21 protein-coding genes are annotated in these 20,106 nt (G+C 68.8%); 13 read left to right on the top strand and 8 right to left on the bottom strand.

Features of this window, described 5'->3' with window-relative positions; translation table 11 throughout:
• Nucleotides 1–4: 4 nt before the first annotated feature.
• The 3 genes from PKE84_RS11310 to PKE84_RS11300 all read left to right on the top strand — a co-directional run bounded on the left by PKE84_RS11310 (nt 5) and on the right by PKE84_RS11300 (nt 2,898).
• A complete protein-coding gene (locus PKE84_RS11310; protein ID WP_271177348.1) occupies nt 5–1,141 on the top strand; it encodes a Gfo/Idh/MocA family protein in 1,137 nt (378 codons plus the stop codon).
• Nucleotides 1,134–2,180: a sugar phosphate isomerase/epimerase family protein gene (locus tag PKE84_RS11305; protein ID WP_271177347.1), complete on the top strand. Its 1,047-nt coding sequence runs from the start codon at nt 1,134–1,136 to the stop codon at nt 2,178–2,180. Before PKE84_RS11310 ends, PKE84_RS11305 begins: the two co-directional genes overlap by 8 nt.
• Before the next feature lie 100 nt (nt 2,181–2,280).
• Nucleotides 2,281–2,898: a pentapeptide repeat-containing protein gene (locus PKE84_RS11300; protein WP_271177346.1), complete on the top strand. Its 618-nt coding sequence runs from the start codon at nt 2,281–2,283 to the stop codon at nt 2,896–2,898.
• Between the two features lie 126 nt (nt 2,899–3,024).
• Here PKE84_RS11300 and PKE84_RS11295 read toward each other — a convergent pair whose 3' ends face one another.
• Together PKE84_RS11295 and PKE84_RS11290 are read right to left on the bottom strand one after the other, a co-directional pair.
• On the bottom strand, nt 3,025–3,696 hold the full coding sequence (locus PKE84_RS11295; protein WP_271177345.1) for an ABC transporter ATP-binding protein: 672 nt from the start codon (nt 3,694–3,696) through the stop codon (nt 3,025–3,027).
• Between the two features lie 26 nt (nt 3,697–3,722).
• Nucleotides 3,723–5,309: an ABC transporter permease gene (locus PKE84_RS11290; RefSeq protein WP_271177344.1), complete on the bottom strand. Its 1,587-nt coding sequence runs from the start codon at nt 5,307–5,309 to the stop codon at nt 3,723–3,725.
• A 177-nt stretch (nt 5,310–5,486) separates the two neighbouring features.
• Between PKE84_RS11290 and PKE84_RS11285 the strand changes: the two genes are divergently transcribed.
• From PKE84_RS11285 to PKE84_RS11255, 7 genes are all read left to right on the top strand, one after another.
• Nucleotides 5,487–6,245, top strand: a complete 759-nt coding sequence (locus PKE84_RS11285) for a response regulator transcription factor (RefSeq protein WP_271177383.1) — start codon at nt 5,487–5,489, stop codon at nt 6,243–6,245.
• Nucleotides 6,242–7,936: a sensor histidine kinase gene (locus PKE84_RS11280; protein WP_271177343.1), complete on the top strand. Its 1,695-nt coding sequence runs from the start codon at nt 6,242–6,244 to the stop codon at nt 7,934–7,936. Before PKE84_RS11285 ends, PKE84_RS11280 begins: the two co-directional genes overlap by 4 nt.
• The gene (locus tag PKE84_RS11275; protein ID WP_271177342.1) at nt 7,933–8,709 is read left to right on the top strand and encodes an alpha/beta fold hydrolase; all 777 of its coding nucleotides are present in this window, start codon (nt 7,933–7,935) and stop codon (nt 8,707–8,709) included. Before PKE84_RS11280 ends, PKE84_RS11275 begins: the two co-directional genes overlap by 4 nt.
• Nucleotides 8,710–8,965: 256 nt before the next feature.
• Nucleotides 8,966–9,481, top strand: a complete 516-nt coding sequence (rplJ, locus tag PKE84_RS11270) for a 50S ribosomal protein L10 (protein ID WP_271177341.1) — start codon at nt 8,966–8,968, stop codon at nt 9,479–9,481.
• A gap of 59 nt (nt 9,482–9,540) precedes the next feature.
• Complete coding sequence (gene rplL / locus PKE84_RS11265) at nt 9,541–9,930, top strand: 50S ribosomal protein L7/L12 (RefSeq protein WP_271177340.1); 390 nt, start codon at nt 9,541–9,543, stop codon at nt 9,928–9,930.
• Nucleotides 9,931–10,203: 273 nt separating this feature from the next.
• Nucleotides 10,204–10,347, top strand: coding sequence for a hypothetical protein (locus PKE84_RS11260; RefSeq protein WP_271177339.1), 144 nt, complete (start codon nt 10,204–10,206; stop codon nt 10,345–10,347).
• 83 nt (nt 10,348–10,430) lie between these two features.
• Nucleotides 10,431–11,078, top strand: a complete 648-nt coding sequence (locus tag PKE84_RS11255; protein ID WP_271177338.1) for a class I SAM-dependent DNA methyltransferase — start codon at nt 10,431–10,433, stop codon at nt 11,076–11,078.
• Here the strand turns inward: PKE84_RS11255 and PKE84_RS11250 are convergent.
• Nucleotides 11,051–12,550 (bottom strand): amino acid permease, encoded by a 1,500-nt coding sequence (locus tag PKE84_RS11250; RefSeq protein ID WP_271177337.1) that lies wholly within the window; start codon nt 12,548–12,550, stop codon nt 11,051–11,053. The genes PKE84_RS11255 and PKE84_RS11250 overlap by 28 nt on opposite strands.
• Nucleotides 12,551–12,640: 90 nt before the next feature.
• Here PKE84_RS11250 and PKE84_RS11245 point away from each other — a divergent pair, with 90 nt between their 5' ends.
• The 3 genes from PKE84_RS11245 to PKE84_RS11235 all read left to right on the top strand — a co-directional run bounded on the left by PKE84_RS11245 (nt 12,641) and on the right by PKE84_RS11235 (nt 15,009).
• A complete protein-coding gene (locus tag PKE84_RS11245; RefSeq protein ID WP_271177336.1) occupies nt 12,641–13,102 on the top strand; it encodes a MarR family winged helix-turn-helix transcriptional regulator in 462 nt (153 codons plus the stop codon).
• Between the two features lie 65 nt (nt 13,103–13,167).
• The gene (locus PKE84_RS11240) at nt 13,168–14,406 is read left to right on the top strand and encodes an MFS transporter (protein WP_271177335.1); all 1,239 of its coding nucleotides are present in this window, start codon (nt 13,168–13,170) and stop codon (nt 14,404–14,406) included.
• 45 nt (nt 14,407–14,451) lie between these two features.
• On the top strand, nt 14,452–15,009 hold the full coding sequence (locus PKE84_RS11235) for a P-loop nucleotide/nucleoside kinase family protein (RefSeq protein ID WP_271177334.1): 558 nt from the start codon (nt 14,452–14,454) through the stop codon (nt 15,007–15,009).
• 364 nt (nt 15,010–15,373) lie between these two features.
• Here the strand turns inward: PKE84_RS11235 and PKE84_RS11230 are convergent, their stop codons facing one another.
• The 5 genes from PKE84_RS11230 to PKE84_RS11210 all read right to left on the bottom strand — a co-directional run bounded on the left by PKE84_RS11230 (nt 15,374) and on the right by PKE84_RS11210 (nt 19,989).
• Entirely contained in the window at nt 15,374–16,399 is a 1,026-nt protein-coding gene (locus PKE84_RS11230; protein ID WP_271177333.1) for a LacI family DNA-binding transcriptional regulator, read from the bottom strand.
• 12 nt (nt 16,400–16,411) lie between these two features.
• The gene (locus PKE84_RS11225; RefSeq protein ID WP_271177332.1) at nt 16,412–16,666 is read right to left on the bottom strand and encodes a hypothetical protein; all 255 of its coding nucleotides are present in this window, start codon (nt 16,664–16,666) and stop codon (nt 16,412–16,414) included.
• A 2-nt stretch (nt 16,667–16,668) separates the two neighbouring features.
• Nucleotides 16,669–17,583 carry a carbohydrate ABC transporter permease gene (locus PKE84_RS11220; protein WP_271177331.1) on the bottom strand — a complete coding sequence of 305 codons (915 nt, stop codon included), beginning with the start codon at nt 17,581–17,583 and terminating at the stop codon, nt 16,669–16,671.
• The gene (locus PKE84_RS11215; protein ID WP_271177330.1) at nt 17,583–18,617 is read right to left on the bottom strand and encodes a carbohydrate ABC transporter permease; all 1,035 of its coding nucleotides are present in this window, start codon (nt 18,615–18,617) and stop codon (nt 17,583–17,585) included. Before PKE84_RS11215 ends, PKE84_RS11220 begins: the two co-directional genes overlap by 1 nt.
• A gap of 85 nt (nt 18,618–18,702) precedes the next feature.
• On the bottom strand, nt 18,703–19,989 hold the full coding sequence (locus PKE84_RS11210) for an ABC transporter substrate-binding protein (RefSeq protein WP_271177329.1): 1,287 nt from the start codon (nt 19,987–19,989) through the stop codon (nt 18,703–18,705).
• Nucleotides 19,990–20,106: the final 117 nt, after the last annotated feature.

Genomic DNA, 20,106 nt, shown 5'->3' with positions numbered 1-20,106 from the left:
GCCGATGGCGCAGAACGAGACCGACGGCGGCCTCAGCCGCACGGAGGCGATCGCGGTGCCGCGCCTGCGCACCGCGATCGTCGGCGGCGGATTCATGGCCGAGGTCCATTCCCGGGCGGCCCGTGCCGCCAGGGCCGACCTGGTCGGCGTGGTGTCCTCGAGCCCGGAGAAGTCAGCCCGGGTGGCCGAGTCGCTCGGTTTCGACCGAGCGTACGACTCGCTCGATCAACTCCTGGCCGACGACAGCATCGACGTCGTACACGTGTGCACGCCCAACGCGCTGCACGCGGAGCAGGCGGCGGCGGTGCTCGCGGCCGGCAAGCACGTCGTGTGCGAGAAGCCGCTGACGACGACGGTCGCCGACGCCGAGGCCCTCGTGGCCGCAGCCGGAACGCTCACGGCGACCGTTCCGTTCGCCTACCGCTTCCACCCCATGGTGCGCGAGGCGCGAGCGCGCTTCCGCTCGGGCGAGGCCGGTCAGGTGCTCAGCATCAACGCCTCGTACCTGCAGGACTGGCTGCTCGGCGTCGACGACGACAACTGGCGCGTCGACTCGGTGCTCGGCGGGCGCTCGCGCGCCTTCGCCGACATCGGATCGCACCTCGTAGACCTGGTCGAGTTCGTCAGCGGCGACCGCGTCTCGCGGGTCGCGGCTACGAAGCGCACCGTGTTCTCCGAGCGTGCGTCGCACGCGGCCATCACCACGGAAGACGCGGTCGCGGTCGTGATCGAGACCCGCTCCGGCGCCCTCGGCACCCTGCTTGTGTCGCAGGTCGCGCCCGGCCGCAAGAACCGGCTCCTCCTCGAGATCTCCGGCAGCGCCGAGAGCGTCGTCTTCGATCAGGAGCAGCCGGAGACCCTGTGGGTGGGCAAGCGTGCGGGCAGCTTGCTGATCCCGCGCGACGCCGATCAGCTCGCCGCCGACGCGGCACGACTGTGCGTCGTCCCCTCCGGGCATCCGCAGGGCTATCAGGACGCGTTCAACGCATTCGTCGCCGACACGTACGCGGCGATCGGCGGCGCCGACCCCGAGGGTCTGCCGCGCTTCACCGACGGTCTGCGGGCCGTGCGGGTCACGGATGCCGTGCTCGACTCCGCGGAGTCCGGCACCTGGATCGAGATGGGAACACACGATGACTGACACCGCGAACACCACAGGATCAGAGCTCGCGAGCACGCATCCGGTCACGCTCTTCACCGGGCAGTGGGCCGACCTCACGCTCGAAGAGGTCGCGAAGTACGCGAGCGAGTGGGGCTACGACGGCCTCGAGATCGCCTGCTCGGGAGAGCACCTCGACGTGTGGCGCGCTGCGGAGGACGACGAGTACCTGCAGGGCCGGCTCGACATCCTGAACAAGTACGGGCTCACGGTGTGGGCGATCTCGAACCACCTCAAGGGGCAGGCCGTCTGCGACGACCCGATCGACTTCCGCCACCAGGCGATCGTCGGCTCGAAGGTGTGGGGCGACGGCGAGCCGGAGGGCGTGCGTCAGCGCGCCGCCGAGGAGCTCAAGCTCACCGCGAAGGTCGCGCGGCGCCTCGGCGTCGACACGGTCGTCGGCTTCACGGGCTCGAAGATCTGGCCGTACGTCGCCCAGTTCCCGCCGGTTCCCGCCGACGTGATCGACGCCGGCTACCAGGACTTCGCCGACCGTTGGAACCCCATCCTCGACGTGTTCGACGGTGAGGGTGTGCGGTTCGCCCACGAGGTTCACCCGTCGGAGATCGCCTACGACTACTGGTCGAGCGTCCGTTCGCTCGAGGTCATCGACCACCGCGAGGCCTTCGGCTTCAACTGGGACCCGAGTCACATGATGTGGCAGGACATCGACCCGGTCGGCTTCATCGTCGACTTCAAAGACCGCATCTACCACGTGGACTGCAAGGACACGCGCCTGCGCCCGAAGAACGGCCGTGCCGGCGTGCTCGGCTCGCACCTGCCCTGGGGCGACCCGCGTCGCGGCTGGGACTTCGTCTCGACCGGGCACGGCGACGTGCCGTGGGAGGACTCCTTCCGCGCGCTCGAGTCGATCGGCTACACCGGACCGATCTCGATCGAGTGGGAGGATGCGGGCATGGACCGCCTGCACGGCGCGAAAGAGGCTGTCGGCTATATCCGCTCGCTGCTCTGGAAGCAGCCGACCGCGTCGTTCGACGCCGCGTTCAGCAACCAGGACTGATGCTCGGCGGGGCTTCGGCCCTCAGCGGCAGTTCGACGGCGCCGGCCGAGGTCGGCGCCGTCGGCCGTCGTGCGTCGGCCGTCGATGATTGGATGGACGCATGCCTGACGCTCCCGAACCCGCGCCCGAAGACCTGACCGACACGACGGTGCGCGGGGCGGACTGGTACGGCCGCGATCTCGATGCGGTCGAGTACACCAGGGTCGCGTTCGTCGACGTCGACATGACGGAGCTCACCAGCCGCGCGACCGTGTTCACCGAGTGCACCTTCACCAACGTGCGCTTCAACGTCAGCACGCACACCGACAGCGCGTTCGTGAACTGCGCCTTCAGCCGCAGCAACTTCTTCGACGCCACCTTCGAGCGCTGCAAGCTCACCGGAAGCACGTTCGACGCCTGCGACTTCGGCCTGCTGAAGGTGAAGGGCGGCAACTGGTCGTTCGTCGGGCTCTCCGGCGCCGACCTGGGCGGGGCGGACTTCGACGGGGTGCGGCTGCGCGAAGCCGATCTGTCGCGCTCACGGTGCCGTGGCGCGACGATCGTCGGCTGCGACCTCTCGGCGTCCGCGTTCGAACGAGCCGACTTCAGCGGCGCCAACCTGCAGGGCAGCGACCTGGGCGGCATCGACCCGCAGACGGTCACGCTGACCGGTGCCACGATCGACGAGCGCCAGGCGGTCGCGATCGTGGAAGCACTCGGGCTGGTCGTTCTTCCGTAGGCCGCCCGCGGCGCAATTCCGGAACCTTCGGTCGACGCGCCGCCTCGAACGGCACAACTCCGGAAGAACCGACCCGGCGGGGTCGAATCTTCCGGAGTTGTGACTCGTCGCGGACCGTGTCGGCAGCTACGCCACGTCCTTCACCTGGCCGTGCTTGATGTGCAGGCGGCGCTGCGCGCGCCGCGCCACGGCGGAGTCGTGCGTCACGATGATCAGCGTGAGACCCCGGTCGCGCCACAGGCCCTCGAGCAGGTCCATGATCTCGTCGCGGGTCTCCTCGTCGAGGTTCCCCGTCGGCTCGTCGGCCAGCAGCACATCGGGGTCCTTGACCAGCGCGCGGGCGATGGCGACGCGCTGCTGCTGACCGCCGGACAGCTCCGACGGCAGATGACTGCCGCGGTCGGCGAGACCGACCGAGGCGAGTGCTTCGGCCGCGCGTCGCTTGCGATCCTCGGCCCCGACCTTGAGCGGGGCCAGCGCCGTCTCCACGTTCTCCTGCGCGGTGAGGGTGGGGATCAGGTTGAAGCCCTGGAACACGAAGCCGATCTCGTTGGCCCGGATCGCGGTGAGCTTGCCGTCGCCGAGGCCGGAGAGGCTCGCCTTCTCGAGCACAACGGAGCCGGAGGTCGGCCTGTCGAGGGCGCCGAGCATCTGCAGCAGCGTGGACTTGCCGCCGCCCGTCGGGCCCTGGATCGCGACCAGCTGGCCATCCGGGATCTCGAGCGTCACGTCGTTGAGAGCCGTGACCGTGCGCTTCGACTGGGTGTACGTCTTGGTGACGTTGGTGAGGGTGTACATGTCTCTTCTCCTTGAAGCGAAGGCGGCTAGGCGACCGAGCGGAGCGCCGCGGCCGGGCGCAGGCGGGATGCGCGCCATCCACCGATGGCGCCGGCGATCAGACCGCCGAGAACGGCGAGGCCGACGGCGATCAGGATGATCCAGAGGGTGACCGGGGCGTGGAGTGCGATGTCCGTCGTGGCCTGGGTCGCCGCGGTCCTCGCGCCCTGGAAGGCGCCTCCGCCGAAACCGCCTCCGCCGAATCCGCCACCGGCGGCGCCCTCCGCGCCGCCGGTGCCGGTTCCCGTGCCGGCGCCGGTTGCGGCGCGGCCGGTGCCTCCGGCGGCGGTGGCGAAGCCGTTGCCGATGCCGCCGGAGAGGGTGGGCGCGACCAGGTTGATGATCAGCACGCCGAGGAGGCCGACGGCGATTCCGATCACGCCGCCGATGACGCCCTGCACCACGGACTCGCCGGCCACCTGCCCGGTGATGCGGCCGTTGCTCCAGCCGATCGCCTTGAGGGTTCCGAACTCGCGGGTGCGCCGGGTGACGCCGGAGATGGTGAAGAGGATGGCGATGAGGAACGCCGCTGCGAGCACGATGATCGAGAGCCAGGTGCCGAGGTTCGCGATGAGCTCACCCGCCGTGCCGAGCGATCCGGAGACGCTCGAGGCCAGGTCGGCCTGGGTGCTCACGGTGGCCTTCGGGAGAGCCTTGGTCAGGTCGGTCTTGATCTGGTCGATGTCGCTGGCCGAGGCGGCCGTGACGTACACCGAGGTGACCTTGCTGGTCTCACCGGAGAGCTTCTGCGCGACATCCAGGGGGATGTACGTGTTGGCCGCCGTGGTGGAGTCGCTGCCGGTCGCGGCCACGATACCGATGACCTTGAACGCCGTGCCTCCGATGGTGACGGTGTCTCCGACGGCCTTGCTCGCGGTCTTGGCGTAGGCGGCGTCGAGGACGACGACATCCTTGCCCGCGTCTGCCGAGGTGAAGGTGCGGCCGCCGGTCAGGGTGACGGAGGCGAGGGGGCCGACCGCCTTGCCGGCCGGGTCGAGCCCGAGCGCCGAGAACGAGTCGACGGTGAACGAGCTGCCGCCGGCTCCGTCGGCGCCGCCGGTCGGGGGAGCGGTCGGCTGGGTCTCGGTGCCGCCCGCGCCTCCTGCGGCCTGGCGCTGCTCGCGGAGCTGCTGGAAGTTCGGGAGGGTTCCGCTGAAGCTGGTGTTGGTGAGCGAGAGAACAGCGGCGGCCGACTTGACGTTGTCGACCTTCTGCACGGTCGCCAGCGTGGTGTCCGCCATCGTGGTCGCCCCGCGGGCGGCCTCGAGGCGCGAGGTGTCGACCTTGCGTGAGGTGCCTGTGTCGCTGCCGGCGTTGGCGCCGAAGTCGAAGCGCGGTCCGCCGCCCTGCCCCTGCTGCGCGGTCGCCGCCTGCGCGGTGGCGGGTTCGGTGACCGTGATGTCGGTGCCCACCCCGTAGACCGACTCCAGAACGCTGGCCTGAGCCTGCTTCACGCCGGCCGAGACCGAATTGACGATGATGACGAGCGCGATCGCGAGGGCCATGCCCACCGCGATGATGATCGTCTGTTTGCGGCGGTTGACGAGCTCGCGCCGCAGGTAAGTCCCGAACATGTGGCTTCCGTTTTCTCTCGGATTCGAAGGGTTCGGGGCGACGTTAAGCACAGGCGTTATGGGCGCACTGTGCCGAAGCTATGGTTTCGCTGTGCCGGTGCGGACCGGGTTCACAGACTTCACATAGGTTGCTCATAGTGCGTGCGGAGACCGCTCGCGATAATGGGAAAGGTGACCATGAACTCCCGCGCTGCCACCGGCGCCGCCCCCAGCCAGACCCGAAGCCTCCTCCGGCGGGCGGATGGCAGCTCCATCCGCGTGCTCGTCGTCGACGACGAGGCCACCCTCACCGACCTGTTGTCGATGGCCCTGCACTACGAGGACTGGGAGGTGAAGACCGCGTCGAACGGACAGCAGGCTCTCGCCATCTCGCGCGAGTTCAAGCCGGACGTGGTCGTTCTGGACATCATGCTCCCCGACATCGACGGCCTGCAGGTGCTGTCCCGGATGCGCGCGGACGGCAACGAGGCGCCCGTGCTCTTCCTCACGGCCAAGGACTCGCTCGACGACCGCATCGCCGGGCTGACCGCCGGGGGCGACGACTACGTCACCAAGCCGTTCAGCCTCGAGGAGCTGGTCGCACGCCTCCGCGGACTGCTGCGCCGGTCGCGCGCCGCCGTCGCCGACCAGAACGATCCCGTGCTCATCGTCGGCGACCTCGTGCTCGACGAGGACAGCTACGAGGTGCACCGCGACGGCGATCCCATCCAGCTCACCGCCACCGAGTTCGAGCTGCTGCGCTTCCTGATGCGCAACCCGCGTCGCGTGCTGAGCAAGACGCAGATCCTCGACCGGGTGTGGAGCTACGACTTCGGCGGCTCGTCGAGCGTCGTGGAGCTGTACATCTCCTACCTGCGCAAGAAGATCGACTCCGGTCGTACGCCGATGATCCACACCGTGCGCGGAGCCGGGTACATGGTCAAGGCGGCGACGTGACGAGTGCCGTCCCGTCGAACGGCGGCACCTCGATGCGCGCGCGATTCGAACGGCTCCGCCGTTTCCGGTCGTGGACGCTGCGCAGCCGGGTCGTGCTCGTCGTGGTCGCGATGCTCGCTGTGCTGGGCGCCGCGATCGGCACGGTGAGCGTCTTCGCTCTGCAGGGGTACCTGATGGACCGCCTCGACGGGCAGCTCACCAGCGCCGTCGATCGCGGCCAGCACGCGGCCGACCAGGTCTACGGCGACTCGCCGACCGGGCCCGACGTGGTGCGCATCGTGAACACCCCCGGCCAGCCGGTCGGGACCTTCGGCGTGGTGCGCAGCGGCCAGATGCTGCTGTACCCGGTCATCCTGCGCGACCGCCCGACGACCGCGCCGTCCACCCCGGCCGCCCCGCAGGTCGTCCCGATCGTGACCCACGACCTGCTCACGATCCCGGCCGATCGCCAGCCGCGCACGGTCAATCTGGGTTCGACGCTCGGCGACTACCGCGTGGCCGCCGCCGAGCTCACCAACGGCGACTCGGTGATCATCGGGCTGCCGCTCAGCGAGGTGAACGCCACGGTCAGCCAGCTGACGCTGGTGATCGCGCTCGTCACCCTCGCCGGGCTGATCTTCGCGTTCCTCCTGGCCAGCTTCATCGTGCGACTGGCGATGCGTCCGCTCGACCGCGTCACCGCCACCGCGCAGGCGGTCGCCGAGATGCCGCTCGACCGCGGCGACGTCGCGCTCTCGGTGCGCGTGCCCGAGGCCGACACCGACCCCCACACCGAGGTCGGCAAGGTCGGCTCCGCACTGAACCGGATGCTCGGCCACGTCGCCTCCGCCCTCACCGCCCGCCAGGCGAGCGAGCAGAAGGTCCGCCAGTTCGTGGCGGACGCCAGCCACGAACTGCGCACGCCGCTCGCGTCGATTCGTGGATACGCCGAGCTCACCCGCCGCTCCCCGCACGAGCTGCCGACCGACGTGACCCGCTCGCTCGGGCGCATCGAGTCCGAGGCGACGCGCATGACATCGCTGGTCGAGGATCTGCTGCTGCTTGCGCGGCTCGACGAGGGCCGCGAGCTCGACCGGGATCCCGTCGACCTGTCGATGCTCCTGATCGACGCGCTCGGCGACGCCCACGCGGCCGGTCCCGACCACAACTGGTCGATCTCGCTGCCCGACGAGCCCGTGGAGATCATCGGAGACCGTGCACGGTTGCAGCAGGTCGTCGTCAATCTGCTGGCGAACGCCCGCGTCCACACCCCGGAGGGCACCCGCGTCGTCGCCGCGCTCGCCGAGGACCGCGACGCCGGACGCGCGCTGATCACGGTGACCGACAACGGTCCGGGGATCCCGGAAGACCTGCAGGCGACGCTCTTCGAGCGGTTCGCCCGCGGGGACGGCTCGCGCAACCGTGCCACAGGATCGACGGGTCTCGGCCTCGCGATCGTGCACGCCGTCGTCGAGGCGCACGGCGGCGAGGTCTCGGTGGTGAGCGAGCCGGGAGAGACGGTGTTCACCGTGTCGCTGCCGATCGACGGCCCCGCCCCGGCGCCGAAAGCCACGGATGCCGCGACCGACGCGGATGCCGCGACTGCTGCGGATGCCGCGGATGCCGCGGATGCCGCGACCGCTGCGGATGCAGCGGACGCGGAGGCTCCTGAGTCGATGGAGCCGGAGACGACGGGCGACCGCCTGCCGTGATCCCGGACATCCTCGCGACCGCGTCGTACGGGCGCGTGGATTCGCCGCCGCTGCTCTTCATCAGGGCGCTTCCCGCCGAGGTCGCCAATCCGCGCGGCGCCGATCTGCTGATCGAGCGGGTGATCGTTCGCGGTCCCGCTCGCGTCATGCGGGTCGAAGCGGTCGGCCGGCCCGCCTACCTTCCGTTCTCGTTCGACATGGCGGAGGTCGCCGAGGTCTACGCCCGGCACATCCGGCGCCGCTTCGACGGGCCCGTCGCGGTGATGGGCCTGTCGACGGGCGCGAGCGTCGCCCTGCAGCTCGCGGTCGATCATCCGGAGTTGGTGTCGACGCTGGTCGTCGCCGCCGGCGCGGCGCGGCTGAGCGGGCGGGGCCGAGCCGTGCAGCGTCGGTATGCGGCGCTCCTCGAGGCGGGGGATCGTCGGGCCACGGCGGAACTCGCGAGCGCCACGATGAACTCGAGCCACCTCGATCCCGTGATCCGGATGGTCGCTCGGCTGGCGCTCGCGCCCGAGGACGCCGAGAGCCTCGTCGCGCTGGTCCGAGCCGAAGACGAGTACGACGTCTTCGGCCGACTCGGTCGCGTCGCCGCTCCGACCCTCGTGATCTCGGGCGGCCGCGACATTTTCTATCCGGCCGACCTGGGCCGCGAGACGGCCAGGCGGCTGCCGCGCGCGACGCACATCGTCTACCGCGACCGCGCGCACGGCGGCATCCCGCTCCATCCGCACTTCGCCGGCGACATCGCCGCCTTCCTGGCCGCGCACCGCTGACGCGGCCGCCGGGATTTGCGCGAGGGCGCGGGCATCCCGTAGTCTGTACGGAGCCAAAGACCGCTGGTCGTCGTGCGCGCAAGTGCACGATCGAAGTTCCACTCACGTGGGGGCCCGCGCAGGTGTATGAAGTAAGTCTCGCAGGCCCTGTCTGCGTCGCCAGCTCCGTGCCCTTGCGCCGGAGCTTTTTTCTTGCCCGGTGGTCGAGGCGCACATCGCCTCCGCGGTGTGCGACGCAAACATAGAGGAGTAGGCCATGGCGAACAAGGAAGCCACGGTTGCCGAGCTTGAAGATCTCTTCAAGACCTCGACGGCCGTTCTGCTGACCGAGTACCGCGGTCTCACTGTCGCTCAGCTCAAGCAGCTGCGCACTTCGATCAGTGAGCACGCTACGTACGCCGTGGTGAAGAACACGCTGACCAAGATCGCCGCGAACAACGCGGGGATCTCGTCGTTCGATGACGAGCTCGTCGGCCCGTCCGCGATCGCATTCGTGAGCGGCGACCCCGTCGCCGTCGCGAAGTCGCTGCGTGACTTCACCAAGGCAAACCCTCTCCTGGTGGTCAAGGGTGGTTACTTCGACGGTAACCCGCTGACCGCAGAAGAGGTAGGCAAGCTCGCCGACCTCGAGTCTCGTGAAGTTCTGCTGGCGAAGCTCGCCGGTGCCTTCAAGGCCTCGCTGTTCGGAGCCGCATATCTGTTCAACGCACCGCTGTCGCAGGCCGTTCGCACGGTCGACGCGCTGCGTGAGAAGCAGGAGTCCGCTGCGTAGTCCATCCCCCGGGATGACTGCCACGCGGTTGAGTACACGAAAACACTAAGGAGAAAATCATGGCAAAGCTGTCGACTGACGAGCTGCTCGACGCGTTCAAGGAGCTCACGCTCATCGAGCTGAGCGAGTTCGTGAAGAAGTTCGAGGAGACCTTCGAGGTCACCGCCGCCGCCCCCGTCGCCGTTGCCGCCCCGGCTGCCGGTGGCGCTGGCGCCGCTGCCGAAGAGGTCGAGGAGAAGGATTCCTTCGACGTCGTCCTCGAGTCGGCCGGTGAGAAGAAGATCCAGGTCATCAAGGAGGTGCGTGCCCTCACCAGCCTCGGCCTCGGTGAGGCCAAGGCCCTCGTTGACGGTGCACCGAGCAACGTGCTCGAGGGCGCCAACAAGGAGACCGCCGAGAAGGCGAAGGCTCAGCTCGAAGAGGCTGGCGCCACCGTCACCCTCAAGTAGTCAGTGCCCCATCGGGGCTCTTTCTGCCGCAGGTGACATCGCCTGACGCATAGCGCGACGCGGACTCCTTCCTAACCGAAGCATTCCGCGTTGTGAGGGCGTCGCCCCCGCAACGGGGCGACGCCCTCTGTGCGTTAAGAGACGTCGACGACGCGGATGCCCGACTCCGTCCACCGACCGGTGGGCGGTCATCCCGCGTCCGATCGCGCCTGCGTGCGAGTCATCACTCGCGTGCAGCCGGTGTGCAAGGACGCACATCCAGAAAGAACCACGATGAATACCCATCACTGGCGTGACTACGCCGCATACTGGCGACAGCTCGCTGTCGCCGTCTTCTCCGGTGAGGCCAGGGCGCGCGCCGCGCACCCGCCGGATCTCTACCGCAGCGTCGCCCACTTCGGGCCGAACCTGCGGTAGCCTCCATCCTCACGACAGTGCCCCCGGCCGGTAACCGGGGGCACTCGTGCGTTCTGTCGCCCCCCGCCTCTAGGCTCGGTCACATGTCCGAGCACGCCGATGTCGCCGCCACCCGTCTCGCCTACGACACTGTGGCGTCCGACTACGCCGCGCTCCTGCGCGACGAGCTCGCGAGCAAGCCCCTGGACCGGGCGATGCTCTCGGCGTTCGCCGAAGAGGTGCTGGCCGCCGGTGGAGGCGCTGTCGCCGATCTGGGCTGCGGCCCCGGCCGCGTCACCGCGCAGCTCGTCGAGCTGGGGCTCGATGCCTTCGGGATCGACCTGTCGCCCGGCATGATCGACGTGGCGCGCAGCAGCCACCCTGGTCTGCGCTTCGAGGTCGGCAGCATGGCGGCGCTTCCGCTCGGCGGCGACGAGCTCGCCGGCGCCGTCGCCTGGTACTCGGTCATCCACACACCGCCCGAGCGTCAGGGCGAGCTGTTCGCCGAGTTCGCCCGCGTGCTCCGCCCGGGCGGCCTCCTGCTGCTCGCCTTCCAGGTGGGTGACGACGTCGTGCACCTGACGAAGGCGTACGGGCACGACATCGCGCTGGACGCGTACCGTCAGTCGCCGGCGCGCATCCGGATGCTGCTGGCGGAGGCCGGTCTGGTCGAGACCGTGTGGCTCGAGCGAGCGCCACGCGCCCCCGAGAAGGTGCCGCAGGCCTACGTGCTCGCTGCGCTGCCGGAGTAGTCGGACTCCTCCGCCCGCTCCGCCCGCTCCGCGCGAAGCGCCTGCAGCCGACGCACCCGCCCGCGCACCGCGTACCACCCGGCGATCAGGCTCGGAACGACGACGACGATCGCCGCCCCGAAGGTCAGGGTCCCGTTCGGGTAGTCGAACAGGATGAGCACTCCGACGCCGACCAGGAAGGCGAGCGTGAGGTAGCTCGTGAAGGGCGCGCCGGGCATCCGGAACGCCGACCGGGGGAGCTCGCCCCGGTCGGAGCTGCGCCGGAGCCGCAGCTGGCAGAGCACGATGACCGACCAGGTGGTGAGCGTTCCGATCGCGGTCAGGTTGATGCCGATCTCGAAGGCCTCGGCCGGTACGACCGCGTTGAGTCCGACTCCGAGGAGCGCGACCGCGGCGGTCACCCCGATTCCGCCGTACGGGACCCCGGACCGGCTGAGCCGGGCGGTGAAGGCGGGTGCGGCTCCGCGCAGCGCCAGCGACCGCGCGATGCGCCCGGTCGAGTAGAGCCCGGCGTTCAGCGAGGAGAGGGCGGCCGTGAGCACGACCAGGTTCATGATCGTGTCGGCTCCCTCCACCCCGATCGAGGCGAAGACGGTGACGAACGGACTCTCGCCGGCGGTGTACGCGTCGAACGGGAGCAGCAGCGACAGCAGCAGCACCGAGCCGACGTAGAAGATGCCGATGCGCAGGATGACCGTGTTGATCGCTCGCGGCAGCGTCTTGCGGGGGTCGGCGGTCTCACCGGCCGCGGTGCCGACGAGCTCGATCGCGCCGTAGGCGAAGACGACCCCCTGCACCACCAGCACCGTCGGCAGCACTCCATTGGGGAACACCCCGCCGTTGTCGCCGATCAGCGAGAAACCGGGGGAGTGGCCGGCGACCGGGGTGCCGAGGACCACGAACAGGATGCCGATCACCAGGAACACGACGAGGGCGCCGACCTTGATGGCGGAGAACCAGAACTCGAGCTCCCCGAAGACGACGACGGGCAGCAGGTTCAGCAGCAGCACGGCGACCAGTGCGAACAGGGCGAACGCCCATTGCGGCACGACGGAGAAGAAGGGGACGTAGCGGCCGAAGAACGAGAAGTAGAGGGCGATGGCGGTGACGTCGACGATCGCGACCATCGCCCAGTAGATCCAGTACATCCACCCGGTGACGAAGGCGAGCTTCTCCCCGTAGAACTCGCGGGCGTACGAGACGAACGAGCCGGAGTCGGGCCGGTGCAGCACGAGCTCGCCGAGCGCCCGCAGGATGAAGAACGCGAAGACCCCGCACACCGCGTAGACGACGAGCAGGCTCGGCCCGGCGGAGGCCAGGCGCCCGCCGGCCCCGAGGAAGAGGCCCGTTCCGATCGCCCCTCCCACCGCGATCATCTGGATATGGCGGCGCTTGAGGCCGGTGTGATAGGCCGGCCCGTCTTCGAGTTCTGCGAGGCGGACGACGGTCTCGTGCTCAGTCGGGCGGCGCATCCGTGTAGTAAAGCATCGAATGAGAAATATCGCAAACAAGAATACGAACGACTGCTTGATTTGCATAGGCTAGCTATATATAATTGATGCATGCCCGACAACGAACTCCATGAGATCCTCGGCGACCTGGTGGTCGCCAGCCATCGCCTCGCGCGCCTCGCCGCGCGGGTCACCGGCAACACCGAGTCGCCCGCCACCTGGCGCACGCTGAGCGTGCTGCAGACCTCCGGCGCCATGCGCCTCGGCGAACTCGCCGCGAACAGCAGAGTGTCGCAGCCGACGATGACCAAGATCGTCCGCAACCTCGTCGAGGCGGAATGGGTCAAGCGCATCGCCGACACCGATGACGCACGGGCCTGGCAGATCGCGATCACGCCCAAGGGCGCCGCCGCGCTCAAGGCCTGGCGCGATCAGCTCTCGGCCGCGCTCGTGCCGCTCTTCGCCGACCTCGGCGACGACGAGGTCGAGGCGCTCCGCAGCGCCGTGCGCATCATCGGCTCCCGCGTCGACCTCTCGGCCGCCGCCACCGAAGCACTCGCCGGCGCCCGCTGACCGCGGTCCGGCTCACTCACTCACCACACCACACCACGAACGCACATCGGAGCACACGCACCTCTATGAGCCACGACAAGCCCAACAACATCCTCAAACAGCCGACCGCCGTCTGGGCGGTCGCCTTCGCGTCCGTCATCGCCTTCATGGGCATCGGGCTCGTCGACCCCATCCTCCCCGCGATCGCCAAGAGCCTCGAGGCCACCCCGACGCAGACCGAGATGCTCTTCACGAGCTACCTGCTCATCACGGGCATCGCCATGTTCTTCAGCAGCTGGATCTCCAGCCGCATCGGCGCCAAGAAGACCCTCCTGATCGGCCTCGCGCTGATCGTCGTCTTCGCCCTCGCGGCCGGCCTCTCGCAGAACGTCGAGTCGATCATCGGCTTCCGCGCCGGCTGGGGCCTCGGCAACGCGCTCTTCATCTCGACCGCGCTGGCGACCATCGTCGGTGCGGCGTCCGGCGGAACCTCGTCGGCGATCATCCTGTACGAGGCGGCGCTCGGCCTCGGCATCGCGATCGGCCCGCTTCTCGGCGGCCTGCTCGGCAGCTGGAGCTGGCGCGGTCCGTTCTTCGGCACCGCGACGCTGATGGCGATCGGCTTCATCGCGATCGTGCTGCTGCTCAAGAAGAACCCGGAGAAGCCGGTACCGACCTCGGTCTCCGCGCCGTTCCGTGCTCTCGCGAAGCCCGCGCTCGGCTTCCTCGCCGCGGCAGCGCTGTTCTACAACATCGGCTTCTTCGTGCTGCTCGCGTACACACCGTTCGCCCTCGTGCCGCTCGGCGTCGAAGACGCGATCACGCTCGGCCTGATCTTCTTCGGCTGGGGACTCGCGCTCGCCATCACGTCGGTCTGGGGCGCTCCGCTGCTGACGAGCCGGCTGCCCCGCACCCGCGTGCTGCAGATCGTGATGCCGCTGCTCGCCGTCGACCTGCTCGCTGCGGGCCTGCTCATCCGGTCGCTCGCCGGGCTCATCGTCTGCGTCATCGTCGGGGGCCTGCTGCTGGGCATCCTGAACACGGTGCTCACCGAGTGCGTCATGGAGGCCACCGACCTGCCCCGGCCCGTCGCCTCGAGCGCGTACTCCGGCGTGCGGTTCCTCGGCGGTGCGATTGCTCCGCCCACGGCCACGCTCCTCGCCGGCTCGATCTCCCCGTCGACGCCGTTCTTCGCCGGCGCGGTCTCGGTGCTTGTCGCCACCGCCCTGATCATCATCGGCCACAAGCACCTCAAGCGCGTCGACGGCGTCGAGGAGTCCGCGATCGAGGAGGCCGAGGCGCTCTCGGTCGGTGACGCGAGCTGACGCGCGCCTGACCGCTGTGCGGGTCTCCCGTCGTAGCATCGGACGATGGATCTGGTCTTCGTGCACGGTGCCGCTGCTGCGGGAAAGCTGACGGTGGCCCGCGCTCTCGGCGCGCGATTGAACTTCGGCGTCTTCCACAACCATCTCATCGTGGATGCCCTGACGGCCGTCTTCACCTTCGGAACGCCACCGTTCGTGACGTTGCGTGAGGAGTTCTGGATCTCCACCTTCCGCGAAGCCGCACGCGCCGGCACCTCCCTGATCTTCACCTTCGCGCCCGAGCCCACGGTCCTCGCGGGCTTCGCCGACCGGGCGCGCGCCGCGGTCGAGGAGCACGGCGGGCGGGTGTCCTTCGTGCAACTCGCGGTCAGCTCGGCGGAGCAGGAGCGACGGATCGGCCGCGCCGACCGGCACGAGTTCGCCAAGCTGACCGACGTCGAGACGCTGCGCCGGCTCCGCAGCGACGAGGCGGACGGCGAGATCCCTCCCGTCGACCTGCGCATCGACACCGAGCAGCTCTCGCCGGAGGAGGCCGCCGACGCGATCATCCGCGCCTTCGCGCTCGCGCCGTCGGGTGAGCACAGCCGGTATCCGTCCGTGTAGAGGCGGGACGACTCCGTCATCGCACGGTCCTGCGGGCCACACGTCTCCGGCCGCCGGTTCGAAGGGGCGAGAGGCCGCCCCTACCCTAATGGGGGCGGCCCCTCCCGCGCCGTGCCGAAGCCCGAGCGGGCAGGCGATTCTGACGGCCGGCGCGTGACCTCGCGGTCGAACGCGCATGACCGCTCCGACGGGATCGTGACTACCCGAAAGTCGCGCTCCCGTCATCGTCTGCCCGACAATCCTCTCAGGCCGAGAGGCTCCTTCTGTGCCGACGGGCCGGGAAAGCGGCGGCAACCCGCTCAGGATGCGCGGATGCGCACGCGCACGTACAGGCCCCCGCGCGTCACGAGGCGGTCGTACCCGCTCAGGCGAGAGCAGGCACCGCGGCCGGTGCGGCCGTCGAGGACCGCACGATGAGGGAGGCCGGCATCCGCACCGAGCGGGTGCGCGGTTCTGCGCCGCCGAGCTCGTCGAGCAGGATGCGCGCGGCGACGGCTCCCTGGTCGAACGGGTCCTGCGCCATCGTCGTCAGCCCGAACGACTCGGCGAAATCGTGGTTGTCGATCCCGATCACCGACAGGTCGTCCGGAACGCGCAGTCCGTGGTCGTACGCGGCCAGGATGGCCCCCATCGCCATCTCGTCGGAGCCGGCGAACACCGCCGTCGGCCGCGGGCCCGCGCGATCGAGCAGCGCGTTCATCGCTGCACGGCTCTCCGGCAGCGAGAACCCACCGGGGATGATCCATTCCGGTCGCACCGGGAGCCCGGCATCCCGCATCGCGGCCTGGAATCCGTGCAGGCGCCCGATCGGGACCTGCTTGTTGAGGCCCTCCTCGTCTTCGCCGCCGAGGTGGGCGATGTCGCAGTGACCGAGCTGGATCAGGTGCTCGGTCGCCGTCCGCGCCGTGCCCTTCTCGTCGATGCCGACGCTGCGGAGCCCCTTCACCGGTCCGCCGACCACGATGGTCGGGTGCGCGATGGAGGCCAGCTGGTGACGCTCATCCGCTGTGAAGTCGAGACAGAGCGCGAGCAGCGCGTCCGTCCTCTTGCGCAGGATCGAGCGGTGGAACACCCTCTCCCTGTCGCCGCGGTGCCCGCCGAGATTGAACAGGATCATGTCGTAGCTCGCGGAGCGCAGCTCGGCGTCGACGCCTTCGAGCACGCTGGTGTAGAACCAGCGGCTCACCGACGGGACGACGACGCCCATCGCGAGGGTGCGCCCGCTGGCCAGTCCGGATGCGCTCGAGGAGGCGACGTAGCCGAGCTCGTCGGCGGCCCGGCGCACCGCCGCCCGCGTCGTTTCGGAGACGTTGGGCAGGCCCCGGAGGGCGCGGGACACGGTCGCCGTCGACACCCCCGTCGCGCGCGCGACCTCATCGATCCCCGTCATCGTCGCGCCTGGTCAGGAGTGTCGTTGGGATGTATCCGCCACGTGCGCGTCCTCCTCGTCCACCGGCCGGCGCGCCGCGACGATGCGGCGGCGCGCCTGCCAGAGGAGGACGAGCACGAGGACGAGCGCGAGCAGCGTGAGCGCCCAGCCCAGGGCGTCGCCGCCGGTGAGCTCGACGACCCCGGTCACGATCAGGAACGCGAACGCGAAGAATCCGGTGATGCCGATACCGACATCGACCAGTTCCAGCGAATCGTCCCAGCGCATGATCAGCCCTTCACGCCACCGGCGGTGAGGCCCGCCACGATCCGGCGCTGGAAGATCAGCACCAGGATCACGAGCGGAACCGTCACGATGGTGCCGGCCGCCATGACGGCGGTGTACGGCTCCTGGTGCGGCTGGCTGCCGGCGAACGAGGCGATGGCCACCGTCACCGGCTGGGTCGCGTCGCTCGACAGCTGACTGGAGATCAGGTACTCGTTCCAGGAGGAGATGAACGCCAGGATCGCCGTGGTGAACACAGCGGGCGCTGCCAGCGGCAGGATGATCCGCCGGAACGCCTGAGCCCTGGTGCAGCCGTCGATGCGGGCGGCCTCCTCCAGGTCCCACGGCATCTCCCGGAAGAAGGAGGTGAGCGTGTAGACCGTGAGCGGCAGCACGAACGAGATCTCCGGGATGATCAGCGCCTGGTACGTCCCCATCCAGCCGATGTTGGTGAACAGCTGGAACAACGGCGTGATGAGCGCGACGCCGGGGAACATCGACGCGCCGAGGATGATGCCGAGCACGATGCCCTTGAACTTGAAGTCCAGGCGGGCGAGAGCGTACGAGGCGAACGTTCCGACGGCCAGCGCGATGATCGTGACGCAGACACCGATGAACAGGGAGTTCAGCAGTGCCTGGCCGAGGTGGTTGCCGAGCTGCGTCGAGAACGCCGTGACGTAGTTGTCCCAGGTGAAGTGGGTCGGCACCGGGGTGGTCTCGAACGTGTACCCGACGTCGCGGAATGACGTCACGACCATCCAGTAGAACGGCAGCAGACACCAGAGGACGATGACCAGCGCGCTCAACCCGGTGCGGATGCCCTGGTTGCGATTGCGGCTCTTGGTCCTGCTCTTGGTCCTGGTGCGGGGAAGCGCGTTCGCCTCGGCGGTGGCGGCAGCGGGGCCGGCGACGGTGGTCATCACTTCGTTCCCTTCTGCTGGGCTTCCTGCGTTCTCACGACGTTCGTTCCGAGGAACCTCACGAAGATGAACGCGACCAGGAAGATGATGATGAAGGTGATGGTCGAGAGGGCGGAGGCGCTGTTGAAGCCCTGCCTGATCTGGTCGACCACCAGGATCGAGAGCGTGGTCGTGGCATTACCGGTGCCACCACCTCCGCCGGTGAGGATGGCGGGCAGGTCGTAGATGCGCAGCGCGTCGAGAACGCGGAACAGCACGGCGACCAGCAGAGCGGGCTTCACGAGCGGCATGGTCACGCGCCAGAAGCGCTGCCACGTGGTGGCGCCGTCGACCTTGGCGGCCTCGTACACCTCTTCCGGGATGATCTGCAGACCGGCCAGGATGAGCAGCGCCATGAACGGCGTGGTCTTCCAGGTGTCGGCAATGATCACCGCGAAGCGCGATGCCCATTCGTCACTGGTCCAGAGGATGTGCGCTCCGAGGACGGCGTTGGCGACACCGGCGACCGAGAAGATGAAGAACCAGAGCTTCGCGGTGACGGCGGTGGGGATGGCCCACGGCACCAGGATGGCGGCGCGGACGAGGCCGCGGCCGCGGAAGGTGCGGTTCATGATGAACGCGAACCACATGCCGAGGATGGTCTCGAACACGACGGTCGTCACCGTGAAGAAGAAGGTGACGAAGACGGCGTTCCAGAACTGCGAGCCGAGGTTGCCCGGCGGGCAGGTGATCGTCTCGCCGTTCGGCCCGGCGCACTGCTGGAACAGCCAGTGCGCGTAGTTCTGGAATCCGGCGAAGCCGCCCTGCACGAACAGGCCGGTGGCCGGGTCGAGGCCGGCGTCCTTCTGGAACGACATGATGATCGCGCTGACCACCGGATAGCCGATGACGATCGCGAGCAGGATGATCGTGGGAATGATCAGGTAGAACGCCCAGCGACTCTCTTGCTGGCGGTTCTTCTTCACCCCGGCGCGCTTCTCGGGCGACTTGGGGTTACTCGTATCAGGCGGGGCGACGACGTTCGACGTTGACATGTGAGGCCTCCGAAGCAGATGGATCGGGTGAGGGTGGACCGGGCGGCGGGAAGGTTCCCGCCGCCCGGTGACCGTTGCCCGTGGGTTATCCGGCGCTCGCCGTCTTGATGGCGGACGCCATGTTCTTCAGCGCCTGGTCGACGCTCACGTCGCCCTTCAGAGCCGTGTACGCGTTGTCCTGAACGGCCTTGGTGATGGCCGGGTAGAACGGCGAGACGGGACGCGGGACCGCGTTCTCGATCGACGTCTTCAGGGTCGACAGGTACGGCAGCTGGGTGTTCAGGCTGGCGTCGTCGTACAGCGACGAGAGCACGGGTGCCAGCGATCCCTGGGTCACGAAGAACTTCTGGGTCTCTTCGCTCTGCAGGAACTTCAGGAACTCGAAGGCGGTCGCCTTGTGCTTGGAGTAGACGCTGATCGCGGCGTTGTGGCCACCCAGGCTGGAGACGCCCGGCTTGTCGGCGGTCACACCCGGCAGCGGAGCGACACCGAAGGTGGTCTTCACCGTCGAGCTTCCGTCGGTCTTCGCCAGGTTGTACACGTACGGCCAGTTGCGCAGGAACAGGAGCTTGCCCGCCTCGAAGGCCTGGCGTCCCTGCTCCTCCTGGTAGGTGATGGCCTCAGCCGGGATCTGCCCGTTCTTGAAGCCGTCGACCAGTCGGGTCAGTCCCGCGTTGGCCTCGGCGCTGTCGACCGTGACGGTCTTGCCGTCGTCACCGACGATGGTGCCGCCGTTGGTGTTGATGGCCTCAGCCACGTTCACCGTCAGGCCTTCGTACTTCGCGAACTGGCCGGCGTAGCATCCGATGCCCTTGGCCTTGGCGATGTCGCAGTCCTTGATCATCTCGTCCCACGTCTTCGGCGGGGTCGGCACCAGATCCTTGCGGTAGTACAGGATGCCGCCGTCGGAGGTCTGCGGGGCCGCGTACTGCGTTCCGTTGTACGTTCCGGACTTGACGGTCGGTGCCAGGAGCGCCGAGTTGTCCATCTTGAAGGTGTCCTTCAGCGGCTGCAACCAGCCCTTGGCCGCGAACTCGCCGGTCCATACGACGTCGACGTCGACGACGTCGTAGTTCGCATCCTTGGCCTGGAAGTGCTGCACGAGGTCGTCGTGCTGCTGGTCGGCCTGGTCGGACTGCTCCTTGAAGGTGACCTTTTCGTCCGGGTGGGCTGCGTTCCACTTGTCGATGAGCGGTCGCACGACGTTCGAGTTGTCCTTGCCCTGAACGTAGGTGATCGGGCCCTTGCCCGTGAGGTTCTGGCCGGCGTCGCCGCCGCCGCCGCTGCCTCCTGACCCGCCGCCGGTACAACCCGCCAGGGCGATACCGACGATGGCAACTCCGGCAATCACGGAGAGACGTGCTGCTTTCATTTCACTCCTCGTTGAGCGTGAGCTTCTTGGTGCAGGCGCTCGGATGCGCCCGGTCGAGACGCTACCCCGCGTACGGGGGCAATGCAAGCGTTTACGTCAAGCGCTTGCATCACGGTT

The sequence above is a fragment of the Leifsonia poae genome (assembly GCF_027921845.1).
GTDB classification, from domain to species: domain Bacteria; phylum Actinomycetota; class Actinomycetes; order Actinomycetales; family Microbacteriaceae; genus Leifsonia; species Leifsonia poae.
The sequence above is the reverse complement of the archived record's forward strand: the minus strand, read 5'-3'. Positions and strand labels throughout refer to the sequence as shown.

Excerpts from the sequence above, each read along its gene's own strand:
- PKE84_RS11230 (WP_271177333.1), bottom strand. The coding sequence starts at position 16,399 with ATGACGGGGATCGATGAGGTCGCGCGCGCGACGGGGGTGTCGACGGCG.
- rplJ (WP_271177341.1), top strand. The coding sequence starts at position 8,966 with ATGGCGAACAAGGAAGCCACGGTTGCCGAGCTTGAAGATCTCTTCAAG.
- PKE84_RS11295 (WP_271177345.1), bottom strand. The coding sequence starts at position 3,696 with ATGTACACCCTCACCAACGTCACCAAGACGTACACCCAGTCGAAGCGC.
- PKE84_RS11305 (WP_271177347.1), top strand. The coding sequence starts at position 1,134 with ATGACTGACACCGCGAACACCACAGGATCAGAGCTCGCGAGCACGCAT.
- PKE84_RS11220 (WP_271177331.1), bottom strand. The coding sequence starts at position 17,583 with ATGACCACCGTCGCCGGCCCCGCTGCCGCCACCGCCGAGGCGAACGCG.
- PKE84_RS11235 (WP_271177334.1), top strand. The coding sequence starts at position 14,452 with ATGGATCTGGTCTTCGTGCACGGTGCCGCTGCTGCGGGAAAGCTGACG.
- PKE84_RS11285 (WP_271177383.1), top strand. The coding sequence starts at position 5,487 with ATGAACTCCCGCGCTGCCACCGGCGCCGCCCCCAGCCAGACCCGAAGC.
- PKE84_RS11250 (WP_271177337.1), bottom strand. The coding sequence starts at position 12,550 with ATGCGCCGCCCGACTGAGCACGAGACCGTCGTCCGCCTCGCAGAACTC.
- PKE84_RS11310 (WP_271177348.1), top strand. The coding sequence starts at position 5 with ATGGCGCAGAACGAGACCGACGGCGGCCTCAGCCGCACGGAGGCGATC.
- PKE84_RS11210 (WP_271177329.1), bottom strand. The coding sequence starts at position 19,989 with ATGAAAGCAGCACGTCTCTCCGTGATTGCCGGAGTTGCCATCGTCGGT.
- PKE84_RS11240 (WP_271177335.1), top strand. The coding sequence starts at position 13,168 with ATGAGCCACGACAAGCCCAACAACATCCTCAAACAGCCGACCGCCGTC.
- PKE84_RS11225 (WP_271177332.1), bottom strand. The coding sequence starts at position 16,666 with ATGCGCTGGGACGATTCGCTGGAACTGGTCGATGTCGGTATCGGCATC.
- rplL (WP_271177340.1), top strand. The coding sequence starts at position 9,541 with ATGGCAAAGCTGTCGACTGACGAGCTGCTCGACGCGTTCAAGGAGCTC.
- PKE84_RS11260 (WP_271177339.1), top strand. The coding sequence starts at position 10,204 with ATGAATACCCATCACTGGCGTGACTACGCCGCATACTGGCGACAGCTC.
- PKE84_RS11255 (WP_271177338.1), top strand. The coding sequence starts at position 10,431 with ATGTCCGAGCACGCCGATGTCGCCGCCACCCGTCTCGCCTACGACACT.
- PKE84_RS11215 (WP_271177330.1), bottom strand. The coding sequence starts at position 18,617 with ATGTCAACGTCGAACGTCGTCGCCCCGCCTGATACGAGTAACCCCAAG.
- PKE84_RS11290 (WP_271177344.1), bottom strand. The coding sequence starts at position 5,309 with ATGTTCGGGACTTACCTGCGGCGCGAGCTCGTCAACCGCCGCAAACAG.
- PKE84_RS11300 (WP_271177346.1), top strand. The coding sequence starts at position 2,281 with ATGCCTGACGCTCCCGAACCCGCGCCCGAAGACCTGACCGACACGACG.
- PKE84_RS11245 (WP_271177336.1), top strand. The coding sequence starts at position 12,641 with ATGCCCGACAACGAACTCCATGAGATCCTCGGCGACCTGGTGGTCGCC.